Here is a 22386-nt window from a genome sequence, read left to right as displayed (position 1 = left end):
ATGCCCGCAAATTGTCGGAATTCTATAAGACAATTATACATATTTAAAATTTCTTGTCAATCGAAGCCTTCCATGATAAAATTTATGCCATGAAAACGACGATGACATACTTAATACAACAGCACGACACGCAAAAGACGGCAGAACAGTTCCTGCTGTCAAACGGATATTCCGCGGCACTAATCCGCCGGCTGCGCCGCACGGAACATTCCATTTTAAAGAACGGCAGCCCCATTTATACGACGCACCGCCTGAACGAAGGCGACACGCTTTCCGTCACACTGCCGGAAGACCACGGCTCAGAAAACATCCTCCCCATACCCATGGATCTGGACATCTGCTACGAGGACCGTGACCTTCTTGTTATCAACAAGGCCGCCGGTGTTCCCATCCATCCGTCACAGGGGAATCACGATAACACACTGGCCAACGGAATTGCCTGGTACTTAGGTGAAAAGGGCGAGACTGCCGCGTACCGTGCCATTAACCGGCTCGACCGCGACACAACAGGCCTGCTGATTCTGGCCCGGCACGCACTCAGCGCCTGTATTCTGTCTGAAATGGTGCGCACACATGCCATACGCAGATGTTACCTGGCCGCGGCCACAGGCCTGGTTCCCCCGGAAGGCGTGATCGATGCTCCCATCGCCCGGGCCGGAACCTCCACTATCGAACGCTGTGTGGACTTTGAACGGGGTGATTCTGCCAGAACCCATTACCGCACGCTGTGCTATAATCCAGACACGAACTGTTCCTTAGTGGAGCTTCGCCTGGAGACCGGACGAACCCATCAGATCCGGGTCCACATGAAGCATATCGGCCACCCGCTGCCCGGCGATTTTCTCTACAATCCAGACTACCGCCTGATCGGAAGACAGGCACTCCATTCCTGGCAGCTTGACTTCATCCATCCCATTAAAAAGGAGCCTCTTCACTTCGAGGCCCCTCTTCCGGACGATATGCGTCCTCTCTTCGGGATGGACTTACCTTTGGCTCTTTACAGCCAGCGCAGTCCCCTGGGATAATGATTCTTTAAGATTCCGCCGGCCAGCTTGGAAAATCCCAGGGGCCAGCCGTCCACGGTCATCAGGACCCAGCCTTTCTGCCCGTTTAACCGGCAGTTTTCTGACTCCTCTGGCCGGAGCCAGTCGTCGATCCGCAGTGTTTCCCCTTTCAGATAACGGCCTGCCTCCTGCCCTTCCGCCTTCATGGGAAACCGGCGTACTGCCTCTTCCTTCTTCATGGAGAGCGCCAGCGCATGGGACGGCTCAAAGCGGTTTTTCTTCATTGTTCCCATGTGAAGGCCGGGGCGCACTATCTTTAATCCCGCCAGATCGATCATCTGAGGCGGAAGTAAGTACAGCTGGTCTCCGAACAGAATATACTCTTCCCTGTCCAGGTAACGCTCCGGATCGGTAAACAGATCCCGGCAAAAGCCTTCATACTCCTTATGCACGGCCTTGTCCTTTAAATACGCCGGGGCCTTTCGTTTCCATGCCCGGCAATCCTCCCCCGTCTTTCGAAGGACCGCCAGATAGTGGCCTTCCCCCTCTGATAAATGGGGCCATATTCTGTAAGTTCCCCGGAGTGTCTCTGCAGCTGATATTCCCCATTCCGGCTTCCCCGGCGAAAGGCCTTCCCGTACTCCCATATCCTCTATCTCAAATTCCGGATGTTCCGAGAGAAACATTTCGATCGTCTGCTCGTCCTCCTCCGGCGAAAAGGTACAGGTAGAATAGACCATGCGTCCGCCTGCCTTCAGCATCCGAGCCGCGGAATCTAAAATCTGGCGCTGTCTTGCCGCGCACATGACCACGTGATCCGGACTCCACTGGCGGCATGCCTCCTCATCCTTCCGAAACATTCCCTCGCCGGAGCAGGGCGCATCCACCACCATCCCGTCAAAAAACTCCGGAAAGCGTTCTGCCAGCCGTTCCGGCGTCTCATTGGCGACTACCGCGTTCCGTATTCCCATGCGTTCCACATTCTGTGAGAGAATCTTCGCCCTGGCCGGATGGATCTCATTACTCAGCAAAAATCCCTCTCCCATCAGGCGGCCTGCTATCTGGGTGGTCTTTCCCCCCGGCGCTGCGCAGAGATCCAGCACACAGTCTCCCGGCTTCGGATCCAGAAGTTCCACCACTGCCATGGCGCTGGGCTCCTGAATGTAATACAGCCCCGCCTCGTGGTATGGATGTTTCCCCGGTCTGTCCGAAGAATCGTAGTAGTATCCCTCCCTCGCCCACGGAATCTTCGTTAAGTGAAACGGGACCTTCGCCAGGAACTCTTTCTCATCCGTCTTTCCCGGATTCAGCCGCAGTCCCTGCACCCGTTCCTTCTCATAGCTTTCCAGAAACGCCTCGTATTCCGTTCCCAGAAGGCTCTTCATCTTCTCTTTAAATGCCTCAGGCAGCTCTGTCATCACAATTCCTCATTTTTCTCAAAAATTTCTTCCATCAGATTACCAGATCCGGCCTTTTTCGTCAATATTTCGATCTGATTTTTCCTGTTTAGGTGAAGTGCGGTTGAGATACACCGGAAAATTTTACCTTTATTTTTCCAATTTTTTCGACAATTTACACACTTTCTTTATAATTATTTTCGAACTATATGATAAAAATAAATAGGAGACGTAAAACGACCCTTCAACAAATGAACCTGTGAGGTACGACATGATCTTAAACATTACCGCTTATTTTATTATTCCCGTTTACACGTTTCTTTTTGCCTGGGGAACCGATTGGTTCACGCTGAATTTCTCCGTGCTGGGCAGCCTGGCCAACCGGAAGAACGCATTTCTCCTGTGGGGAATCATTGTGGGCACCTATTTTTACTATGTGTTAAGAAAAATTATTCATCATCTGCCGCGCAACCGGAAGGAAACCGTTACAAGCGTCAGCGCGCTGATTCTGCTGGCCTTCGCGGTCACCACGCCATATCTCCCCGAAAACAGACCTTTCCGGGCATTTCTTCACGTAATATTCGCCTTCAGCGCCTCCGTGCTGCTGCTGGGCTGCCTTTATCTGATTGTGTGGAAGCTCTACTGCATGAATCGGGACGGATACCGTTCCTACTTTATCTGTTTAAATGTCATCACCGTGCTGTCGGCCATGCTCTTACTCCTGGCCGGAATCGTCAGCAGCGCACTGGAGATATTCTTTACCGTATCCTGTACCCTGATGCTGATCCGGCTGTACCGCCGCGTATCATCAGCCGGGGACACTTACTACAGCCTGAAGCATTAAATCAGTATCTGTCCCGCTCACAGTAAAAAAATAAGGTGCTGTAAAAAGAACGTCAGCCGCGGAAATCCGCGTCCATTCATTTTACAGCACCCTGTCATGTTCTATGTATTGAATTATAACTGTACCTTATACTGATCAGAACCTTCACCGTTTACAACGTAGTAAGCAGCGCCCTCTTCCGGCTTCACATAGATCTCTATCGTCTCGATGGCAGTGCCCTTGTTCATGGACTCATAAGCCTTCTTCGCAGCCTCCAGAACATCCCTGGCAACGATCTGTCTGCCGGCATACTCGATTACTACGGAAGATTTTACTTCCTTCTTCGCTGCAGGCTTCTTAGCAGCCGCTTTCTTCGGCGCAGCTTCCTTCTTCTCAGGAACGGCCTTCGGTTCCGCTTCCTTCTTAGCCGGAGCAGCCTTCTTTGGTGCAGCCGCTTTCTTTTCTGCCGCCGGTTTTGCTGCCGGAGCCTTCTTAGCCTCTGACGGAGTTGCCTTAACCGGTGTTTTCTCTGCTGTCTTTGTTTCAGCCGCTTTCGTCTCTGCCGCCTTCGTTGCTGCCTTAGTTTCACTCTTAGTATTCATCATAATTCTCCTCCTCAAACAGATTGATCTGTTTTTACTGTTGACGTGTATAAGTTCAGCCTGCCTTCTGATGTTTATATTTTAGCTGAGTGAATTATAAAACGAAAATACCGTTTTGTCAACAAAATGACTCGCATTAACCCTGCTTTTTTACTTATTTATGCAGGATTTTAAAGGAAAATTACATAAATTTTGCATTTTATAAGTATTTCAAAATCTGTGAATAGGCTGCTCTCAATTCCTCATAACCAGTCCGGCAGTTGGCGGGACTGGTCGACGGAAGCCGGACAGAGGCGATCCCGGTCTGGGAAAAACAGTATCTGCCATACAGTTCATCCGCCTTCGTTCCTGTCGTAAAGACTGCCTTTATATCTGCCCTGGAAAAAATCACATTCATGTCATTGGGAACCGGATTTTTAATGGAACTGTCATCTGCTCCGCAGATATCACACCCGGCCAGGACATCCCACACAGCGATATGATGGCGCAGCGCCAGGCTTTTCTTTTCCTCAATCGTTTCAGGAGCCGGCTCCCCCAACAGATCCGCCAGCACAGGCCAGAAACGGTTGCGGGGATGACCGTAGTAAAACCCCTGTTCCCTGGATTTGGGAGACGGCATGGTTCCCAGCATGAGAACTCTGGAGTTCTCATCAAATACCGGACAGAAGGTATGAACAACCGTCTCTTCCCTGTTTTTCTTCTGCATCATGGCCGGATAATGGAGGAGGCCCCGGAAAGCTTCTCGGCAATATCGTACATATTGGTGACATTTCCCACTGCCAGCTTCCCGCTTAGGCCGTAATAATTTAAACATGTGCCGCAGGTAAGAATCTCCACTCCCTGCGCCTCCAGACTTCTTAAATCTTCCACAGACTGCGATCCTTCTGCCGACAGCTTTGCGCCGCCGTTGTAGAGCAGAATCGTATCAGGAAGCACGTCCAGCTGGGTCTGGGCATAGAGAAATCCCTTCATCAGCTGCCTTCCCAGTTCATCATCCCCGGTTCCCATGCAGTCGGAGGAAATCACCACCACCTGCCCCTTCCGTCTGGCATCCGGGGTACAGGCTTCTGCTTCCGTTACTGCTTCCGCATCGGCAGGCTGTCTGCCGTCCCCCGGCAGCATTTCCCCGTTCCGCTCCGTGACGTCGTAGCTTACCCGGAATTCTTCCTCTGAAACCTTTTCTGATACCGGCTTCAGTCCAAAATAACCGCCCAGTTTCATTAAGTTCTGTACCGCAATCTCATTGTCCACCAGAACTTCAACCGTTCCCTCCGCCATCTCCTTTAATACCGCTTTTGCCTTTATTACAGGCTGGGGGCACGGAAGGCCCTTTGCATCAATAATTTTCTTCATCCTCTTCTCCTTTCCGGCATCACCGTTTATTCCCGCAGGCAGGCCGCCATACGGACACAGTCCGCCTCTTAAAAAGAAGAGGCTATCATCCTTAGACAATAGCCCCGCCTTCCTATTCGCTTTATTCCGTCTCGTCTTCGCCTACCAGTTCATCGTATTCTGCATCATCCAGCAATTCGTCAAACGCATCCGCTACGATCTCATATTCGTCATCATCTTCAATATTCTCCAGATTCGGCTGTCCATCCTCTGACTCGGAATAACGGTATAAGTAAACCTCTCCCTCTTCCGCCTCAGCACCTTCCATCGGAAGCAGAGCAATGTAATCGCGTTCGCCGGCCGTAAAGATGGTAAGAACCACACACTCGATTTCTGAACCATCGTCCAGAGTCAGTGTAACGGTCATCTCCTCCTGCTCTTCCATGTTCTCCTGGTCTAAATTCGGATCCTGTGCCATGTCGATACCTCTCTTTTTGTAATGTTCTTTTTCTATTATTTTGACGACTGCCTCGTCTCTTTCCACTCTATCAGACTATGCAGTAAAAATCAAGGGATTTCTGTCTGATACGGAATAAACTTCTAACAGCTGCTGCCGTTCAGGCTGTTAATATTCGATTCCCTCCCGCGCAGAAATCCCCTGATCGTAAGGATGCTTCACCTTTCGGATCTCCGACACGTAATCCGCCAGTGAAATCAGTTCCTCAGACGGCTCCCGTCCTGTCATAACAACCTCCAGTCCAGAGGGGCGTCCTGTGATAAACGCTCTGACGGTCTCCTCCTGTACCAGGCCACAATTCATGACCGCCATGATCTCATCGAGAACCAGCATATGGTAACCGCCTTTTGCTGCCTTCTTCAGTGTCCTGTCTAGCAGCGCTGTATAATACACAGCCGCTTCCTTCTTCTGTTCCTCCGTCATACGGAAGGTAAATCCGAAGCTTTGTTCACACGGTGTAACCGTAATCCCCGGTATCAGCCCCAGTGCTGCCACCTCACCAGAATGGTCAGTCTTCAAAAATCGGGTAATCAGAACCTTTCTCCCGCATCCGGCCGCGCGGACAGCCAGTCCCACGGCTGCCGTCGTCTTTCCCTTTCCATCTCCGCAATAGATGTGTACACATGAATCCATGTTGTGCTCCTTTCGTTACAGTTTACTCCCGTCCCAGGTACTCCTTGACAAACCGGGACACCTCCTGCTTCTTACTGTACCGCTCGCTTACGTAATTGACATGGAGCCGCTCCTTCGCCCTCGTCATAGCGACGTAAAACATGCGCCGCTCCTCTTCCATATCCGCGTCCAGAACCGCCTTGTGGTGCGGTGTGACGCCTTCATTGGCATCGAGAATATACACAATCCGGTACTCCAGCCCTTTCGAGCTGTGCATTGTCATCAGAGAAACGCCCTCCGTCCGCTTCTCCCTGGAACGTGCCTGAAGCTTCAGTTCCCTGGCGTACTCCTCCATATGGGCAAACCACGCTTCCACCGTCTTGAAGCCCGCAGCGCTCTCCGCCAGCTGGTCCAGGACCTCAAACAGTTCCTCCGGTTTCATACGGCGGTACTCCGCATACTCTCTGATGTAATCGTCATATCCCACCGCCTTTCGTATATAATTCACCGCAGCGGCAGGCGCCAGCTGCCTTAAGAATTTCAAATCGTACTCCAGCTGCTCGATCCGTTCCACCATCCAGCCTTTATCCTGATAAAACGATTTAACCGCCTCCCAATTCACGACTGGAAGTTCCAGTGCATCCCGGCTGATGTACCGGTTTGGACGGTTGATCACCGAGAGAATACAGGAACGGCTCAAATCTCCGGCGGCAGCATTTAAATAGGCGATCAGATTTTTTGCAATCCAGTGATCGTACAGATTCGGCACGGCATCCTTCATGCAGAAGGGAATATTGTACTCCATCAGCTTCTCGATCAGCAGACGCGGCCCCAAGTTGGTCCGATAGAGGACTGCAATATCAGACCAGGCGTATCCCGCCGCCGCGTAATCGGCAATTTCATGGACAATCTCCAGGGTCTCCTCCTGGGGATCCTTCCAGACTCTCGTAACCACAGGCTTTCCCCTGCCCTGCTTTGTGATGATCTCCTTTGGAAAGCGCGTCTTATTGTGGGCAATCAGCCTGCCCGCCGTATCCACGATGTCCTTTGTGCTGCGGAAATTGATATTGAGCAGGACACGCTCAGCATTGGGGTAGTCCTTCTCAAAGCCCAGCATAATCTCCGGCTTCGCGCCGCGGAACCGGTAGATGGACTGATCATCATCTCCCACAATAAACAGATTATTCTCAGGTGCCGCCAGCATCCGCACAATCTCATACTGAACCCGGTTAATATCCTGAAACTCATCCACCAGTATGTACTGATATTTCCTCTGCCATGCGCTTAAGATATCCTTCCGTTCCTGAAACAGCTGGTAGCACATAACCAGCATATCGTCAAAATCGATTAAATTTGCTCTCCTGAGCCGCTCCTCATAGCCTGAGTAAAGCTTCTTGAATACCTCTTCCGAACAATTCTTCGCATAGTAGTGATTTAAATGGATCATCTCTCCTTTTACGGAGCTGATCTCAGATAAAACAGCGCTTACAAACTCCGCCTCATCTTCCACCTCGACCCGGTTTGTCTCCATCAGTTCCCGGATATACTGCATCCGCTGTTCATCACGCACAATATTGCGCGCGTCATATCTGTATGCAAATTTTAGGATTCGGAAAAAAATGGCATGAAATGTGCCGAAACTGACAGATGACGGGGTCCCGCCGCACAGACTCTCATATCGCTCTTTCATCTCCGTGGCCGCCGCCTTCGTAAAGGTGATGACCAGGATACCGGACGGATTCACGCTGCATTCCTCCGTCAAATATTTAATCCGGTGGGTTATGGTAAATGTCTTACCCGAACCCGGACCGGCCAGCACCAGCATGGGCCCCTTATCGTGAGTCACTGCGGCCTTCTGCGCGCCTTCAAACAGTACTTCTGAACTCATCCGGATTTCCCTTCTCTTTAAACACGCTCTGGAGCGTGTCCGAACCATCCGTTCAGGCACGCTCCAAAAAGCCATTCTCTTATCTTTTCTTATCTGTTACCCGTTTCCATTCGTTTCTGCTTTTACGAACGGCTTAACAGCTCGATTCCGTTCCGAATCCTCGCAATGGATTCCTCCCTGCCGAGCACTTCCATAATCTCTGTAGCGCCTGCCGGCGTCATCTGCTTTCCGGAAACTGCGGTGCGGATGGGCCACATGACAAAGCCTGTTTTACAGCCCTTTTCCGCCACATACTTCGACAGCGCTTCGTATAATGCGTCGTTGCTGAAGTCATTCTGTGCTTCCAGAATCGGCAGAACCTCTGTGAGAACCGTCAGGGAGGTCTCCTTATTCGTCTTCATCTTCTTATGAACGTACATCTCCGGATCGTACTCCGGCAGCGTCTCAAAGAAGTCGATGTGATCTGCGATATCCGGGAATACTTCGATTCTCGTTTTCACCATGGCGGCGATCTTTCTTAAATCCAGATCTTTTCTGATCACTTCCCTGATATAGGGCTCTGCCATCTCGAAGAACCGGTCAAACTCCATGGCCTTCATATATTCGCTGTTCATCCATTTTAACTTCGTCATGTCGAACACGGCCGGGGACTTGCTGATGTTATGGTAATCAAATTCCTTTATCAGCTCCTCCAGAGAGAAAATCTCACGGTTGTCCACCGGAGACCAGCCCAGCAGCGCCACATAGTTGACAACCGCCTCGGAAATAAAGCCCTGCTCGATCAGATCCTCGTAAGAGGCATGGCCGCTCCGCTTGCTCAGCTTCTTATGCTCTTCGTTCGTAATCAGCGGACAGTGCACATAAACCGGAACTTCCCAGCCAAACGCTTCGTAGAGACGGTTATACTTCGGTGAGGAAGACAGATATTCATTGCCGCGGACCACATGGGTGATTCCCATCAAATGATCGTCTACCACATTGGCAAAATTATACGTCGGATAACCGTCCGATTTGATCAGCACCATATCATCCAGCTCGGAGTTGTCCACCGTAATGTCACCATAAATCTCATCATGGAATGTAGTGGTTCCCTCGGTCGGATTGTTCTGGCGGATGACGTAAGGCATACCGGCGGCTAAATTGGCTTCCACCTCTTTCCTGGATAAGGAGAGGCAGTGCTTGTCATAGGTCATGATCTCCTGGCCTTCCACCGTCTGCTTTAAGGAATCGAGGCGTTCCTGTGTACAGAAACAGTAATACGCTTCGCCCCTCTCCACCAGCAGCTTCGCATATTCCAGGTAAATACCGGAAGCCTGACGCTCGCTCTGAACGTAAGGGCCCACGCCGCCATCCTTGTCCGGTCCTTCGTCATGAACCAGCCCGGTCTCCTCAAGCGTTCTATAGATAATCTCGACAGCACCTTCCACATACCGCTCCTGGTCCGTATCCTCGATACGGAGAAGGAACTCTCCGTCTTCATGCTTTGCAATTAAATATGCGTACAACGCGGTTCTTAAATTGCCGACATGCATGCGCCCCGTTGGGCTCGGTGCGTATCTCGTTCTTACTTTGCTCATTTTGCACACTCCTAAATTATTATTTTACGCGTACCCTATTATATAACGAAGTACTGGAAAAAACAATCATTTCATCGAAATTTGGCAGGAAACCACGCCCCCTTCTCCGCTTACGGAATCGGCGGGAATACCGCGATAAATCCCAGAATAACCGCGGCTGCAAGGATAATGATTGCCGCCGTACGACGGTCCTTTAAGATCAGCGGGTTGCCTCCGCCGCCTTCGCTGTCATCTTCAAAATCCCCGGTGTTTTCTCCAGTGTCGTCTCCGGCCGCTTCTTCCTCGCCTTCCAGAACTTCCACACCGCCGTTTTTCTTCCCGTCCTCCCATTCCTTCAGGCATTGCTGCGCGGCAGGAAAATCAGAGGAACGCACATAGATTTTCTCCCCGAATATAGAGTATCCCATATAAATCCTCATATATCCGCCGCTCTCCTCATCCTGGGAATACGATGGAATCCCCTGATTCGCCAGGATTCCCTGCAGCAGCTCCGCTTCCAGGTGGTCGTTTACAGTCGTCAGTATTTCCACATCGACGCCCTCTGTTATTAACTCCTCTTCTCCCGCGCTTCGCTCCTCTTTAGGAATGAGCAGAGTCTTGCAGTCCGTACACACCTCGTTTCCATCCACAAACTCCGCACCGCATTCAGGACACTTCATTGTCATCGCACATACCTCCCTTTCCGGGCCGCTTTCGATAAACAGGCAGCCATTCTCTCCATCTATTATACCATAAAATCCCTGTGTATAAAAACTGTTTACATTTGTCTTTGCATCGTGTAAAATACTTTATATCCTACTAAACAGATAAGAATGATAGGAAGGGGAAAAGACCATGAAAATTTCTACAAAGGGACGGTATGCCCTTCGTATGATGCTGGAATTCGCCCTGCATCCCGGTGAATGTACGAAAATCAACCAGGTAGCCGAACGCCAGCAGATATCAGACAAATATTTGGAACAGATTGTGACAATCTTAAGCCGCGCCGGCTATGTCAAAAGCATGAGAGGTGCGCAGGGCGGCTATTATCTGACGAAAGAACCTTCCGATTATACCGTCGGTATGATCCTGCGTCTTACCGAAGGCAGTCTTGCCCCGGTAGCATGCATGGAGGATGAATTAAACCAGTGTATCCGTTCCGGCCACTGTGCTACACTGACGGTATGGAAACAGCTGGATCAGGCGATTAACGGGGTTGTGGACAACATCACGCTGGCCGATCTGGTGGAAGAACAGAAGAAACTGGATGGTGACTGTCATGATTCATGAATTCTCACGGAGTGAGCTCCTGTTGGGTAAGGACTCCATGGCAAAGCTGGCAGGTTCCTGCGTCGCCGTCTTCGGCGTCGGCGGAGTGGGCTCCCACTGTATTGAAGCCCTGGCCAGAGGCGGCGTCGGCCGCCTCGTTCTGATTGACAACGACACGGTCTCCATAACCAATATCAACCGTCAGAGCATTGCCTATCACAGTACTGTGGGCATGTACAAGACTCAGGTCATGAAAACGAGAATCCAGGACATCAATCCACAGGCGGAGGTCTTTCCGTTTGAGACCTTCGTTCTCCCCGATAACCTTGAAGCTCTGTTTGAACAGATTCCATACAAAGTCGACTACATCGCAGACGCCATCGACACGGTCACGGCCAAGCTGGCCCTGGTCCAGTACGCCATAGAGCATGACATTCCGATCATCTCCTCCATGGGAACAGGCAACAAGCTTCATCCGGAGCTGTTCGAGATCACGGATTTATCGAAAACCTCGGTCTGTCCGCTCTGCAAAGTCATGCGCCGGGAGCTTAAGAAACGGGGAATTACCTCTCTGAAAGTCCTGTATTCCAAGGAGGAGCCGCAAAAGCCGCTGGAAGACAGCGGGGAGGTCACCTCGAAGCGCGCCGTACCGGGCAGTGTCTCCTTCGTTCCCCCGGTTGCCGGTCTCCTGATCGCAGGGGAAGTGATACGCGGGCTGACGGGCAGGAATTAGCTGTAAGACAGGCAAAAGCCATCAGACAGAAAAAGGAAGCATTTAAGCGCCCGGTCACCATAACTCCGGCCACACGCTCAAATGCTTCCCTTTCTTTTTATATTCCGTCTCTAAAACTTGGCTATATACCCCTGAATAAAGATAAACAGTACGATCACAGGCAGGACAAATGTCACATAGCCCCTCACCCATCTCGGGAACCTGATTCCCTTTCCTTCATTGGCTTCCTTCATGAAGTTCTCAAATCCCCAGCCGTACCTTGTGGTACAGAAGGCCAGATAGATCAGACTTCCCAGCGGAAGCAGGTTATTGCTGATAATAAAATCCTCTAAATCCAGGACATTGCTCCCTTCGCCAAATGGCATGAAACCGCTCCATAAATTAAATCCCAGAACACACGGCAGGGAAAGCAGGATGATGGCAGCGGCATTGCACATAACCGCTTTCTTGATGGTGCAGCCCGTCAAATCCGTGGCGAATGACACAATATTCTGGAATACGGCGATAACCGTGGAGACCGCCGCAAACGACATAAACAGGAAGAACAGCGTCCCAACCAGTCTCCCTCCCGCCATATTGTTGAATACGTTGGGCAGTGTCACGAAGATCAGCTTCGGTCCCTGACCCGGTTCAATGCTGAACGCAAAACATGCCGGGAAAATAATAAGGCCTGCCATAAAGGCTACGAACGTGTCAAGGATCGTAACAGAGAGCGCCTCGCCCATCAGACTGCGTTCTTTCCCGATATAGCTTCCGAAAATAGCCAGTGCGCCGATTCCCAGGCTCAGCGTAAAGAATGCCTGTCCCATGGCCGCGAAGATTACCTCTCCCAGACCGGCTTCCTTAATCTTTCCAAAATCAGGCTTCAGATAGAATTCCAGTCCAGGTCCGCTGTTGTCCATCAAAACGGAGTGAATCGCCAGAATTACCATCAGAATCAAAAGGCAGACCATCATCACCTTGGTGATCTTTTCCACACCGCCCTGCAGTCCTTTTGCACAGACTGCAAAACAGCCAATTACAACAAGAATCATAAATACGGCCATCAGAACCGGATTCGTCAGCATTCCCTCGAATTCCGCGCCGACACCGGCCGCATCCAGGCCTGTAAAATCGCCCTTGGCCATCTTTAGGAAATATAAGATCATCCAGCCGGCAACGGTAGTGTAGAACATCATCAGGATGTAATTACCTGCCATTCCCAGATATTTTGCGTAATGCCACTTTGTTCCTTTTGGTTCCAGCACATCATAGGACAGCGCCACACTTCTCTGGCTTGCCCTTCCCACTGCAAATTCCATGACTACGATCGGAAGACCCAGTATTACTAAAAATACCGCGTAAATTAATACGAATGCCGCGCCGCCGTACTGACCTACGATGTATGGAAAACGCCATACATTGCCGAGTCCGATTGCGCATCCCGCTGAAATTAGAATAAAACCCAGCCGGGATGAAAATTTCTCTCTCCCCATACTCTTTCTCTCCTGGTTGATTAGATTCGAACCGCCGAACCGGTCAAAATCTGCTTCCTTCTGACTGGAACGGCAAAGATTCTGTACCATTATAGCACAGAATCTCTGTTGTGGCTACTTCATATTATACTGTATCCATTACCGTCCCTAACGCCTGATGGAAGCCGCCATCCGATGGTATGTGTGTCTCACGCCGCGGATTACTTTTCCATATTCCAGGATATTTTCCGGAAGCGCCATACCGCCGTATCCGGCATCTCCCAGGTGATGCATATCCGTTCCGGTCATCTTGCACATCAGCGCAATCTCCCGGATTGTGGCCGTGTCCGAGCCCTCCTGGGACGTCCCTACAGCGGTCAGGGTCAGCGCTCCCAGCTCATGTGCAAAGGAGACAAGCCCTCTGATATATTCCATGGTAATTCCCGGAACCGTTCCCGGAGCCGGCATCAGGATCACATCGGCGCCCGCTTCGCGAAACTGCTTTACATCCTCCCGCGTAATGATCTTCTCCCCGGCCTCTGACAGAATTCCTGCCGCATGCATCTTTCCGGCCACCAGGACAACGGCATCCCCAAACTCCTTCCGGTACAGCGCCAGCGTCTCTGCGATGGCCCGGTTGGTGACACCGACCCCCGGATTTCCCGTCAGGACGATGAAATCGACTCCCATGGCAACTGCCTTTTTCCCATTTTCCAGCGTTCCCAGACGGCCTCCCGTGATCCCCCACATGGCATCTGCTTCCACCGCACTCTCGACGCCCTGTTCCTTTGGCTCTAAATTGATGCCCACCGGCCGCCCGGTCAGCGCCTTCACCTTCCGTATGATGTCCGCTCCATCGACAGGAGGAAGCCCGTGGATTACAGGGTGGTCCACGTCAAAGATATTTAACAGAATCACATCGGCGCCCATAGCCGCGGCCAGCTCTGCATTGCTCACATCTCCCAGCATTGGCTGTGTCGTCCCGATCGTCTCACAGACCAGTACACGGCCCTCGCTGGAGGCAATGGATTCCACCAGTTCTTTCCCATTCATCTTCTCAAAATCCGATGCATTGCAATTTAAAAAGCGCTTCACCGCATATTCTCCTCTCCATATGAAAATGATTTTATAAAAGTACCGCAAAACCACTCATGATCCCGTGATTTTGCGGCACTCTGTCTCTTATTAATCGGATTCTCTCAAGTATGGCTTATGCAATGGTCTCCGCATACTTTCTGATATTAGATGCATTGGCGATCTTCTTCACCTGACCATCCTTGATGACGACCAGAGTCGGCGCCTGCATAATGCCCAGCTGTTCTGCCAGCTCTGCGTTTTCCTCTGCATCCACCACCTCGTAATCCACATCCTTTAAGAACTGCTTCGCCATCTTGCAGTTTGGACACGTCTTGGTCGTGAAAAGGTAGGATCCCGCCGGAATCTCCGCATTATGAACGGCTTCCTTCACGGTCTCCGCTCCCTTGTTTCCCTTCTTTAATACGGAACCGGTAATGTCATAGGTGGTACGGTTCTTATATTCCTGAGTCTTGCCTTCGTTCCAGTTCTGTACCGGTCTGTAGTAGCCGGTGATACGGCTGTAAATCTCAGCACGTTTCCCGCAGATCGGGCAGACGCTGTGCTCTCCGATCAGGTAGCCGTGCTCTGCACAGATCGAATACGTCGGAGACAGCGTATAGTATGGAAGCTTGTAGTTCTCTGCAATGGTGCGTACCAGTCTCGCCGCGGCCGCCCAGTCAGGAAGCTTTTCACCCAGAAAAGCGTGGAACACGGTTCCCGACGTATATAAGGTCTGCAGTTCATCCTGAATATCCAGCGCATCGAATATATCAGCCGTATAATCCACTGGCAGATGAGAACTGTTGGTGTAGTATGGCGTGTCACCCTCGGCTCCTGCCGTCCTGATATCCGGATACTTCTTCCTGTCATGCTTGGCCAGACGGTAGGTCGTGGACTCCGCCGGTGTGGCCTCTAAATTGTATAAGTCGCCGTATTTTTCCTGATAATCGGAAAGGCGCTCTCTCATATGGTTCAATACGTTCTTCGTGAATTCCTGCGTCTTCGTGCTTGTCATATCTTCGCCCAGCCATCCGGCATTTAATCCAACTTCATTCATGCCGATTAAGCCGATGGTGGAGAAATGATTCTCAAAGGTTCCCAAATACCGCTTGGTATAAGGATATAGTCCCTGGTTCAGCAGCTTGGTGATGACCTCCCGCTTCGTCTTTAAGGATCTGGCGGAAACATCCATCATATGATCCAGACGGCTGTAGAAATCGGCTTCGTCCTTTGCCAGATAAGCGATTCTCGGCATATTGATGGTTACAACGCCGACAGATCCGGTACTCTCGCCTGATCCGAAGAATCCGCCCGTCTTCCTGCGCAGCTCACGAAGGTCGAGGCGCAGACGGCAGCACATGCTTCTGACATCGCTGGGTTCCATATCACTGTTGATATAATTGGAGAAGTATGGCGTTCCATACTTGGAAGTCATCTCAAACAACAGCCTGTTATTCTCAGTATCGGACCAGTCAAAATCCTTGGTAATGGAATAGGTCGGAATCGGATACTGGAAGCCGCGGCCATTGGCATCTCCCTCGATCATCGTCTCGATGAAGGCCTTGTTGATCATGTCCATCTCTGCTTTACAGTCTTTGTACTTGAAGTCCGCTTCTTTTCCTCCTATAATGGCCGGAAGCTCTGCCATATCACCCGGTACGGTCCAGTCCAGGGTAATATTGGAGAACGGAGCCTGTGTTCCCCAGCGGCTTGGCGTATTGACACCATAAATGAAGGACTCGATGCACTTCTTTACCTCCGGGTAGGTTAAGTTATCTATCTTTACAAAAGGAGCAAGGTAGGTATCGAAAGAGGAGAATGCCTGGGCTCCTGCCCATTCATTCTGCATAATGCCTAAAAAGTTAACCATCTGGTTGCAGAGCACGGATAAATGCTTTGCAGGGGATGAAGTGATCTTTCCCGGAATGCCGCCCAGGCCTTCCATGAGAAGCTGCTTTAAGGACCAGCCTGCACAGTAGCCTGTCAGCATGGACAGATCGTGGATATGGATGTCTGCGTTCCTGTGGGCATCCGCAATCTCCTGATCGTATATCTCGGACAGCCAGTAGTTGGCCGTAACTGCGCCTGAGTTGCTTAAGATCAGACCGCCTACGGAATATGTAACAGTCGAGTTCTCCTTGACACGCCAGTCTTCCACCTTCACGTAACTGTTTACCACATCCTTGTAGTCCAGGATGGTATTCTTCATATTACGGATTTTTTCTCTCTGTTTTCTGTATAAAATATAGGCCTTTGCCACATCCGTATAACCGGTCTGCTCCAGAACATGCTCAACGCTGTCCTGAATCTGCTCAACCGTTATCTGGCCGTCTCTCATCTTTTCCTGAAAGTCTGCCGTGACACGGAGGGACAACAGCTCCAGAATCTCATTATTATAATCCTTCTTCGTAGCCTTAAATGCCTTCTTTATCGCTTCCGTTATCTTATTCAGACTGAATTCAGCGACCTCCCCATCTCTTTTCAATACTGCTATCATCTATACCTGACTCCTTTCCTTTTACAACCGTGACACCGCCTTAACCGGTGCATTGTTTATTATAGCAGAAGAGAAACGAAAACACAATATCTGGTTTCGCAAAAAACATTAAAACCAGATATTGTGTCTTATTATGTTTTCTTATAAGCTTCAAGTCACTTATCGCAAAACTGCGGACTGTCTGCCAGTATAACACAACTGCCACAGTTTCTCAACCATCATTTCGTCCGATGTGCTTCACAGCCGTACATTTACGCTTTTAAATCAGGTTTGTATACATCTCCGCAGGCACATAGGCGCTGACAAAAATGCCGTCGTCCCGGTACTCTTCCTTCAGAAGCTGTCCGTATTTCCGGATCAGCTGAATCTTTCCGGCTTCCTGATAGGGGTATACCCGCTCCAGGAATACTTTCCGGCTCCTTAATATACTCTCCAGCAGATTGAGGAGCTCATCCAGTCCCTCCCCGGTCTTTGCCGATATCTTCACCTGGTAATCGGAAGATAAATCGCGGGGGATCCTCATCTCACCTGCTGCATCGATCTTATTAAAGACCGTGATCACTTCCTTGTCGTGAACCCCCAAATCCTTCAGCGTCTCATAGACCACATACATCTGCATGTCCATCTGGGGATTGGAGCAGTCCACCACGTGAAGGATGATGTCCGAGTATTTTGCCTCCTCCAGTGTGCTCTTAAACGCCTCAATCAGATTATGGGGCAGCTTCCGGATAAATCCGACCGTGTCGGTCAGAAGAATCTGCTCCCCGCCGGGAAGTTCTAAGTTTCTGGTCGTCGGGTCCAGCGTGGCAAACAGTTTGTCCTCCGCCAGAATTCCGGCGTCCGTAAGCGTATTGAGCAGCGTGGACTTTCCCGCGTTGGTGTAGCCCACAATGGCTGCCACCGGCGTATGATTCCTTGTGCGCTGCTGCCTGGCCACATCCCTGTGGCGCTTCACATCCTCCAGCTCCGCTTTTAGCTGGCCGATCCGGTCGTGAATCAGACGGCGGTCCGCCTCCAGCTTCTTCTCGCCGGGACCTCTCGTTCCGATTCCGCCGCCCAGACGGGAGAGCGAATTTCTCATTCCCACCAGTCTGGCAGCCCGGTACTTTAACTGGGCCAGTTCCACCTGGATCTTGCCTTCCCTGGTGGTCGCCCTGGAGGCAAAAATGTCAAGAATCACCATGGTACGGTCCATAACCTTCGTGTCCAGGGCATCCTCCAGATTCCGAAGCTGTGCGGGGGACAGCTCGTCGTCGCAGACAATACCGGTGGCATTCAGCTCCCAGACACGCTCCTTCACCTCTTCGATCTTTCCCTTGCCCAGATACGTGCCCGGATGAATCCGCTCCCGGTTCTGGATCATCTTATCCACCGTGACGGCTCCCGCCGTCTCTACCAGCTCTTCCAGCTCATCCAAGGAGGAGGCTGCCAGGCTTCCCTCTTCCGTACTCACGGCCACCAGTATGACCCGCTCTTCGATTTCCTTTAACTCCACTAAATCAGCCATTGATCTCCTAATCCATTACCTCATCTTTATTCCAACCCAACCTTTGAGGCTCATATACCACTCAAAATAACACAGCGGCTTATCTGCTTTTTAGAAATTCCAGTTCCCGCGCAGCCTCTTCGTCCGAGCTGTTTCCTGCCACATACTGCTCCATCAGCTCCCGAGCCTTGTCAAAGTCTCCCTTGTACTCGTACGCAACCGCCTGATTATAAATCAGGTCCGGCACTGAGGCGGCGTCCGGCTTTAATAACCCCTGGGCGAAACAGGTAATAGCCGTCTCATAATCCTTTTCCCCAAATTTGCAGAGGCCCATCCGGTTATACAGTTCGGCGCTTTCGATGCCTTCCGCCTTTGCACTCTCATAGAGCGCCATAGCCTCGGCGGCAGCTCCCTGGTTCTCTAACGCCGCTCCGGCCGCGAGAAGCGCCTCCGCCCTGCCCGGAGCATTTTTCTCCGTATCCAGCTCCGAAGCACGCTTATAATCTTCCAGCGCACCGTTTAAATCACCGGTCTGTGCCCTGGATACACAGCGCATGTTCAAATATTCCGGCCGTTCCTGATCCACCTGAATCAGAATCCCGTAGGTATCCGAGGCCGCCTGGTAATCCGCGGCCCGGTATTCGGCTTCCGCCCGGTATTTCAGTACGTCGATATCAAACGCTCCCACCAGTGCGTTGGAGGCGTTAATCGCCTCGTCGAACGAAGCAATCGCACTTTCATAATCCCCAGCATTCAATGCTTCTATTCCTGCATCGCGGTACGTATATTTATTTTCACTTTTCCCGCATCCGACGGTCAGCCCCATGCACAGACCGGCCGTCAGGATCAGCACCTTTATTTTCTTCTTATTATAACCCGTTTTCACTCTGGAATAACTGTTCATATTCAATTCTCCATCCGGGGAGCTTACTGCTTACCGGTACTTCCGTGGCCTCCGCGGTCTTCATGGTCAAGCCTGTCCGTCTCTTCAAAGGACAGCTCCGGCTGGTGCTTCATGATGCGGAACTGGCAGATTCTGTCGTTGACACGGATCACCGTATCACGAAGGGCATAAGCCGGAAAAAACCACTGGTCATTGTCCCCACAGTATGTTTCGTCGATCACTCCCATGCTGTTCGTCTGGATCACACCGTAATTCTTAAACGTACTGCTTCTCGGCACCACATGGGCCTCGTAGCCCTCCGGCAGTTCCATGGCGATTCCAAGAGGAATTAACCGAAACTCTCCGGCCTTTAATGTAATCTCTTCTGCCGCCCGCAAGTCGATCCAGTCGGATTTGCCTCCGACGTAGCATAAACGCTCAATTTTATCTGTAAAGTATTTAATTCTGATCTTTTCTGTCACTGTATGTCCTCCTGGTTATCAGCACTTTTTGGCTGTAGTTCGTTTCTATTATTGTCTGCGGAGCTGGCTTCTGTAAACCCGGCTTCACTCTCCTGTCGGGTCACGGCTGCTTCCTCCGCTCCCGCTCTCATCTCCGCGATGGGAATCTCATCCAGAAGCACCTCATCCTCCGGGAGCAGTTCCCCGCTTCCCTTTAACTCCTCCTCCACCTCCATGCGGATCTCAGCCGCAGTTTCGGGATCGGGAGTCGGAAGGTTCTGAGTCGAACCGATTCCAAACCGGCGCAGGAACTCTTCCGTCGTTGCAAACAGCGCCGGACGGCCCGGAGCATCGAGGCGGCCTACCTCGTATACCAGATTGTATTCCACCAGCCTGTTCACTGCGTGATCGGACTTTACGCCGCGGATCTTCTCGATCTCCATCTTTGTAACCGGCTGCTTGTAGGCGATGATCGACAGCGTCTCCAGAACCACGTCCGTCAGCACCTGTTTTTTCGGAGTAGCTGCCACACGGATGAGATTCTCATAATACTCCGGCCTGGTGCACATCTGGTAACTGTTCTCCAGTTCAATAATCTGCATTCCCTTCCGGCCGGCCTCATACTGCTTCTGAAGCCGTTTCACGGCGGAGCGGGCCGTCTCCTCATCCTGCCCGATCGCGGCTGCCAGCTGTCGCACCTCGACGGAATTGCCCATGGTAAATAAGACCGCTTCGATCACGGCCTCATACTCTCGCTCTTCATTCGTAATCTCTCTCAGTTCCTCCATCGGCAGCGACTCCTGCGCCTCCCACTTCTTCTTCATCTTCTCTATACCCTTCGATATCTTCCTCTAACTCCGATAAGTCCAGATCCTCTTCCTCACCTTCCGGCTCCAGCGTCTCGATCAGCATATCGTCAAATAAATGCTCCTGGGTCAGATGAATCTTACCGATCTTCATCAGCTCCAGAAGCGCCAGAAATGTCACTACGACCTCCGTCTTATCCGCCTGCTTCTCAAGCATTCCCCGGAAAGAAAATCTGCGGTGAATTCTGGCGTACTGAAGCACCGAGGTAATCTTGTCCTCCAAACTCACAGGTTCTTTCGTGATATTGCCGAACCGGCTCCTTACCGGGTCGATCCGGTCTTCCGTCCGTTTCATGACAGACTTGAAAATCTCCTGTAGCTTTGCCAGCGTCAGTCCGTCCAGCAGGCCATCTAAGTCCACCGGAGGCTCGTACTTCGCCACCTCCGGCGGAACTGTGGGCCCCTTAAAGAGCAGACGGTCCGCGCCGACCTCCTTCTCCTTCAGTTCAAACGCCATATACTTGTAATACTTATATTCCAGAAGACGCGCCACCAGTTCGGCTCTCGGGTCCTCCTCCTCGCCATCCTCATTCACTTCTCTCGGCAGGAGCATACGGGACTTGATATCGATCAGCGTCGCCGCCATCACCAGGAATTCACTGACAACGTTCAAATCCTCCGTCTCCATGTGACTTACGTAATCGAGATACTGCTCCGTAATCGTCACAATAGGAATGTCATAAATATTCACTTTATTCTTTTCAATCAGATGGAGCAGTAAGTCCAGAGGACCCTCAAAATTCTCCAGCTTATATGATATTCCCATAGATTCCTCCCGGCTCCAGAAAGTAAGCGCTACTGATTAGTATATCAAATCCGCCGGCTTCTGTAAATATTTGGCGGCAAAACTATTTTTTCTTTAAATCCACAACCACCAGCTGAGGTTTATTGTTCAGTCTGATATTGATGGAATGGGTCCCCAGCCCACGGCTCACAATCATGGTTTTTCCATTCTCCTCAAACGTACCCGCACACCACGGCAGAAAGAACTGAAACTGAGGGGTCATGACTCCGCCCAGATACGGAAGCCGTATGGTGCCCCCATGAAAATGGCCGGACAGTGTTAAATCAGCGCCCCATTTCCTGCAGGCGTCGAAAACAAGGGGGGAATGGCAGAGCAGAATCTGAAATTTCTCCCGCTTTGCCGGTCCTGCCAGCCTTTCGATCTCCTCCGGACGCAGATGGCCGGGATGAAACTTCTTATAATACCGTACCGCCAGATCGATTCCGGTGACAGCGATATCATCCCGGAAATCTTCTGTCCTGTCAGAGAGTAATACGACTCCCATATTCTTTAACTTTCTCACATAGATGTCGTACTGCAGCCCGAAATTCTTCCGCTCCCAGTTCATCCTCGTCTCATGGTTTCCATTGCCGTAATAGACGGGATATCTTTTTGTCAATTCTCCGACCAGAGCCAGGGATACCCGTAAATCCGCGCTTTCCCTGCTGACCATCATATCTCCCCCGATCAGAACCACATCAGGCTTCACCCCGTCAATCGCTTCAATCAGGCGTTCATTATGATCTCCAAACTCATGGTCATGTAAATCAGAGAGAAATACCATCCGGCAGTCTCTCGTTATCTTTTCATTCAGAATCTCCGTCCTCTCTACAGACAGCTGCTCCCGCTCATACTGTGAGCGAAGCAGACAGCCCGCCCCTGCAGCGGCGGACAGTACACCGGCGGCAAGCCACATATTTTTCTTCCTCATCTTTCACCAGTCTTCCTCTTGATTTAATTCCTCTTTTATTATCACAATTCATGACTTTTCCATTGTATTACCTTGCGATTTTGTATCATCATACACTGAAAAAGTATGCCGCGTCAAGGTAAAGCATGCGTAAGCTTACACGTTTTATGAGATGGGAATTTCCGTGAAACGAAAGGTCCTTTTCTCATGTCATGCGCTTCCTCATCAATATTCA

22 protein-coding genes are annotated in these 22386 nt (G+C 51.0%); 4 read left to right on the top strand and 18 right to left on the bottom strand.

Translation table 11 applies throughout. The features are described 5' to 3' along the window. The first annotated feature begins 89 nt into the window (after window positions 1–89). The gene (locus tag NE473_RS19415; protein WP_055650992.1) at window positions 90–1025 is read left to right on the top strand and encodes an RluA family pseudouridine synthase; all 936 of its coding nucleotides are present in this window, start codon (window positions 90–92) and stop codon (window positions 1023–1025) included. On the opposite strand, the gene NE473_RS19410 is transcribed toward NE473_RS19415, so the two are convergent. Further along, window positions 998–2422, bottom strand: coding sequence for an RsmF rRNA methyltransferase first C-terminal domain-containing protein (locus NE473_RS19410; protein WP_055650993.1), 1425 nt, complete (start codon window positions 2420–2422; stop codon window positions 998–1000). The two genes, NE473_RS19415 and NE473_RS19410, sit on opposite strands and share 28 nt — an antisense overlap. A gap of 250 nt (window positions 2423–2672) precedes the next feature. Here NE473_RS19410 and NE473_RS19405 point away from each other — a divergent pair, with 250 nt between their 5' ends. Then, window positions 2673–3245, top strand: a complete 573-nt coding sequence (locus tag NE473_RS19405; RefSeq protein ID WP_006774937.1) for a hypothetical protein — start codon at window positions 2673–2675, stop codon at window positions 3243–3245. Window positions 3246–3358: 113 nt separating this feature from the next. Here NE473_RS19405 and NE473_RS19400 read toward each other — a convergent pair whose 3' ends face one another. The 8 genes from NE473_RS19400 to NE473_RS19365 form a co-directional block, all read right to left on the bottom strand. After that, complete coding sequence (locus NE473_RS19400) at window positions 3359–3829, bottom strand: DUF6465 family protein (protein WP_055650994.1); 471 nt, start codon at window positions 3827–3829, stop codon at window positions 3359–3361. A gap of 196 nt (window positions 3830–4025) precedes the next feature. After that, window positions 4026–4535 carry a DNA-deoxyinosine glycosylase gene (locus NE473_RS19395; RefSeq protein WP_022031169.1) on the bottom strand — a complete coding sequence of 170 codons (510 nt, stop codon included), beginning with the start codon at window positions 4533–4535 and terminating at the stop codon, window positions 4026–4028. Further along, a complete protein-coding gene (gene yedF, locus NE473_RS19390; RefSeq protein WP_055651030.1) occupies window positions 4532–5179 on the bottom strand; it encodes a sulfurtransferase-like selenium metabolism protein YedF in 648 nt (215 codons plus the stop codon). Before yedF ends, NE473_RS19395 begins: the two co-directional genes overlap by 4 nt. Window positions 5180–5300: 121 nt before the next feature. Beyond that, complete coding sequence (locus NE473_RS19385; RefSeq protein WP_022031167.1) at window positions 5301–5636, bottom strand: DUF1292 domain-containing protein; 336 nt, start codon at window positions 5634–5636, stop codon at window positions 5301–5303. Window positions 5637–5783: 147 nt separating this feature from the next. Further along, complete coding sequence (locus tag NE473_RS19380; RefSeq protein ID WP_022031166.1) at window positions 5784–6308, bottom strand: cob(I)yrinic acid a,c-diamide adenosyltransferase; 525 nt, start codon at window positions 6306–6308, stop codon at window positions 5784–5786. Window positions 6309–6330: 22 nt separating this feature from the next. Continuing rightward, complete coding sequence (locus NE473_RS19375) at window positions 6331–8175, bottom strand: ATP-dependent helicase (protein ID WP_006774932.1); 1845 nt, start codon at window positions 8173–8175, stop codon at window positions 6331–6333. A gap of 122 nt (window positions 8176–8297) precedes the next feature. After that, a complete protein-coding gene (gene gltX / locus NE473_RS19370; RefSeq protein ID WP_055650995.1) occupies window positions 8298–9752 on the bottom strand; it encodes a glutamate--tRNA ligase in 1455 nt (484 codons plus the stop codon). A 110-nt stretch (window positions 9753–9862) separates the two neighbouring features. Beyond that, a complete protein-coding gene (locus tag NE473_RS19365) occupies window positions 9863–10417 on the bottom strand; it encodes a putative signal transducing protein (RefSeq protein WP_006774930.1) in 555 nt (184 codons plus the stop codon). Between the two features lie 169 nt (window positions 10418–10586). On the opposite strand from NE473_RS19365, the gene NE473_RS19360 reads away from it, so the two are divergent. Together NE473_RS19360 and NE473_RS19355 are read left to right on the top strand one after the other, a co-directional pair. Next, a complete protein-coding gene (locus NE473_RS19360) occupies window positions 10587–11021 on the top strand; it encodes an RrF2 family transcriptional regulator (protein ID WP_006774929.1) in 435 nt (144 codons plus the stop codon). Next, window positions 11011–11733, top strand: coding sequence for a tRNA threonylcarbamoyladenosine dehydratase (locus tag NE473_RS19355; RefSeq protein WP_055651031.1), 723 nt, complete (start codon window positions 11011–11013; stop codon window positions 11731–11733). The genes NE473_RS19360 and NE473_RS19355 overlap by 11 nt, the downstream gene beginning before the upstream one ends. 110 nt (window positions 11734–11843) lie before the next feature. Here NE473_RS19355 and NE473_RS19350 read toward each other — a convergent pair whose 3' ends face one another. The 9 genes from NE473_RS19350 to NE473_RS19310 all read right to left on the bottom strand — a co-directional run bounded on the left by NE473_RS19350 (window position 11844) and on the right by NE473_RS19310 (window position 22157). Beyond that, window positions 11844–13208 carry a sodium-dependent transporter gene (locus tag NE473_RS19350; RefSeq protein WP_022031163.1) on the bottom strand — a complete coding sequence of 455 codons (1365 nt, stop codon included), beginning with the start codon at window positions 13206–13208 and terminating at the stop codon, window positions 11844–11846. Between the two features lie 147 nt (window positions 13209–13355). Next, entirely contained in the window at window positions 13356–14282 is a 927-nt protein-coding gene (locus NE473_RS19345) for a DUF7916 family protein (protein ID WP_172682277.1), read from the bottom strand. Window positions 14283–14397: 115 nt separating this feature from the next. Beyond that, the gene (locus NE473_RS19340) at window positions 14398–16761 is read right to left on the bottom strand and encodes a ribonucleoside triphosphate reductase (protein ID WP_022031161.1); all 2364 of its coding nucleotides are present in this window, start codon (window positions 16759–16761) and stop codon (window positions 14398–14400) included. Between the two features lie 259 nt (window positions 16762–17020). Further along, window positions 17021–18268 (bottom strand): GTPase HflX, encoded by a 1248-nt coding sequence (hflX, locus tag NE473_RS19335; RefSeq protein ID WP_055650996.1) that lies wholly within the window; start codon window positions 18266–18268, stop codon window positions 17021–17023. 79 nt (window positions 18269–18347) lie between these two features. Then, on the bottom strand, window positions 18348–19151 hold the full coding sequence (locus NE473_RS19330) for a tetratricopeptide repeat protein (protein WP_055650997.1): 804 nt from the start codon (window positions 19149–19151) through the stop codon (window positions 18348–18350). 23 nt (window positions 19152–19174) lie between these two features. Beyond that, window positions 19175–19612 carry a dUTP diphosphatase gene (locus NE473_RS19325; RefSeq protein ID WP_022031158.1) on the bottom strand — a complete coding sequence of 146 codons (438 nt, stop codon included), beginning with the start codon at window positions 19610–19612 and terminating at the stop codon, window positions 19175–19177. After that, window positions 19609–20415 (bottom strand): SMC-Scp complex subunit ScpB, encoded by an 807-nt coding sequence (scpB, locus tag NE473_RS19320; RefSeq protein ID WP_242866187.1) that lies wholly within the window; start codon window positions 20413–20415, stop codon window positions 19609–19611. The genes NE473_RS19325 and scpB overlap by 4 nt, the downstream gene beginning before the upstream one ends. Then, complete coding sequence (locus NE473_RS19315) at window positions 20351–21223, bottom strand: segregation and condensation protein A (RefSeq protein WP_022031156.1); 873 nt, start codon at window positions 21221–21223, stop codon at window positions 20351–20353. Before NE473_RS19315 ends, scpB begins: the two co-directional genes overlap by 65 nt. Window positions 21224–21305: 82 nt before the next feature. Then, window positions 21306–22157, bottom strand: coding sequence for a metallophosphoesterase (locus NE473_RS19310; protein ID WP_502802834.1), 852 nt, complete (start codon window positions 22155–22157; stop codon window positions 21306–21308). Window positions 22158–22386: the final 229 nt, after the last annotated feature.

It is taken from the genome of Hungatella sp. SL.1.14, from assembly GCF_024460495.1.
Taxonomy (GTDB): domain Bacteria; phylum Bacillota; class Clostridia; order Lachnospirales; family Lachnospiraceae; genus Hungatella; species Hungatella hathewayi.
This window is presented reverse-complemented; position numbering and strand designations above follow the sequence as displayed.

Bases quoted from the DNA above. Each gene is read 5' to 3' on its own strand.
- NE473_RS19315 (WP_022031156.1), bottom strand. From the start codon at position 21,223: ATGGGAATATCATATAAGCTGGAGAATTTTGAGGGTCCTCTGGACTTA.
- scpB (WP_242866187.1), bottom strand. From the start codon at position 20,415: ATGAAGAAGAAGTGGGAGGCGCAGGAGTCGCTGCCGATGGAGGAACTG.
- gltX (WP_055650995.1), bottom strand. From the start codon at position 9,752: ATGAGCAAAGTAAGAACGAGATACGCACCGAGCCCAACGGGGCGCATG.
- NE473_RS19310 (WP_502802834.1), bottom strand. From the start codon at position 22,157: ATGTGGCTTGCCGCCGGTGTACTGTCCGCCGCTGCAGGGGCGGGCTGT.
- NE473_RS19380 (WP_022031166.1), bottom strand. From the start codon at position 6,308: ATGGATTCATGTGTACACATCTATTGCGGAGATGGAAAGGGAAAGACG.
- NE473_RS19360 (WP_006774929.1), top strand. From the start codon at position 10,587: ATGAAAATTTCTACAAAGGGACGGTATGCCCTTCGTATGATGCTGGAA.
- NE473_RS19415 (WP_055650992.1), top strand. From the start codon at position 90: ATGAAAACGACGATGACATACTTAATACAACAGCACGACACGCAAAAG.
- NE473_RS19375 (WP_006774932.1), bottom strand. From the start codon at position 8,175: ATGAGTTCAGAAGTACTGTTTGAAGGCGCGCAGAAGGCCGCAGTGACT.
- NE473_RS19365 (WP_006774930.1), bottom strand. From the start codon at position 10,417: ATGACAATGAAGTGTCCTGAATGCGGTGCGGAGTTTGTGGATGGAAAC.
- NE473_RS19355 (WP_055651031.1), top strand. From the start codon at position 11,011: ATGATTCATGAATTCTCACGGAGTGAGCTCCTGTTGGGTAAGGACTCC.
- NE473_RS19385 (WP_022031167.1), bottom strand. From the start codon at position 5,636: ATGGCACAGGATCCGAATTTAGACCAGGAGAACATGGAAGAGCAGGAG.
- NE473_RS19330 (WP_055650997.1), bottom strand. From the start codon at position 19,151: ATGAACAGTTATTCCAGAGTGAAAACGGGTTATAATAAGAAGAAAATA.
- NE473_RS19350 (WP_022031163.1), bottom strand. From the start codon at position 13,208: ATGGGGAGAGAGAAATTTTCATCCCGGCTGGGTTTTATTCTAATTTCA.
- NE473_RS19400 (WP_055650994.1), bottom strand. From the start codon at position 3,829: ATGATGAATACTAAGAGTGAAACTAAGGCAGCAACGAAGGCGGCAGAG.
- hflX (WP_055650996.1), bottom strand. From the start codon at position 18,268: ATGGCTGATTTAGTGGAGTTAAAGGAAATCGAAGAGCGGGTCATACTG.
- NE473_RS19410 (WP_055650993.1), bottom strand. From the start codon at position 2,422: ATGACAGAGCTGCCTGAGGCATTTAAAGAGAAGATGAAGAGCCTTCTG.
- NE473_RS19405 (WP_006774937.1), top strand. From the start codon at position 2,673: ATGATCTTAAACATTACCGCTTATTTTATTATTCCCGTTTACACGTTT.
- yedF (WP_055651030.1), bottom strand. From the start codon at position 5,179: ATGAAGAAAATTATTGATGCAAAGGGCCTTCCGTGCCCCCAGCCTGTA.
- NE473_RS19395 (WP_022031169.1), bottom strand. From the start codon at position 4,535: ATGATGCAGAAGAAAAACAGGGAAGAGACGGTTGTTCATACCTTCTGT.
- NE473_RS19340 (WP_022031161.1), bottom strand. From the start codon at position 16,761: ATGATAGCAGTATTGAAAAGAGATGGGGAGGTCGCTGAATTCAGTCTG.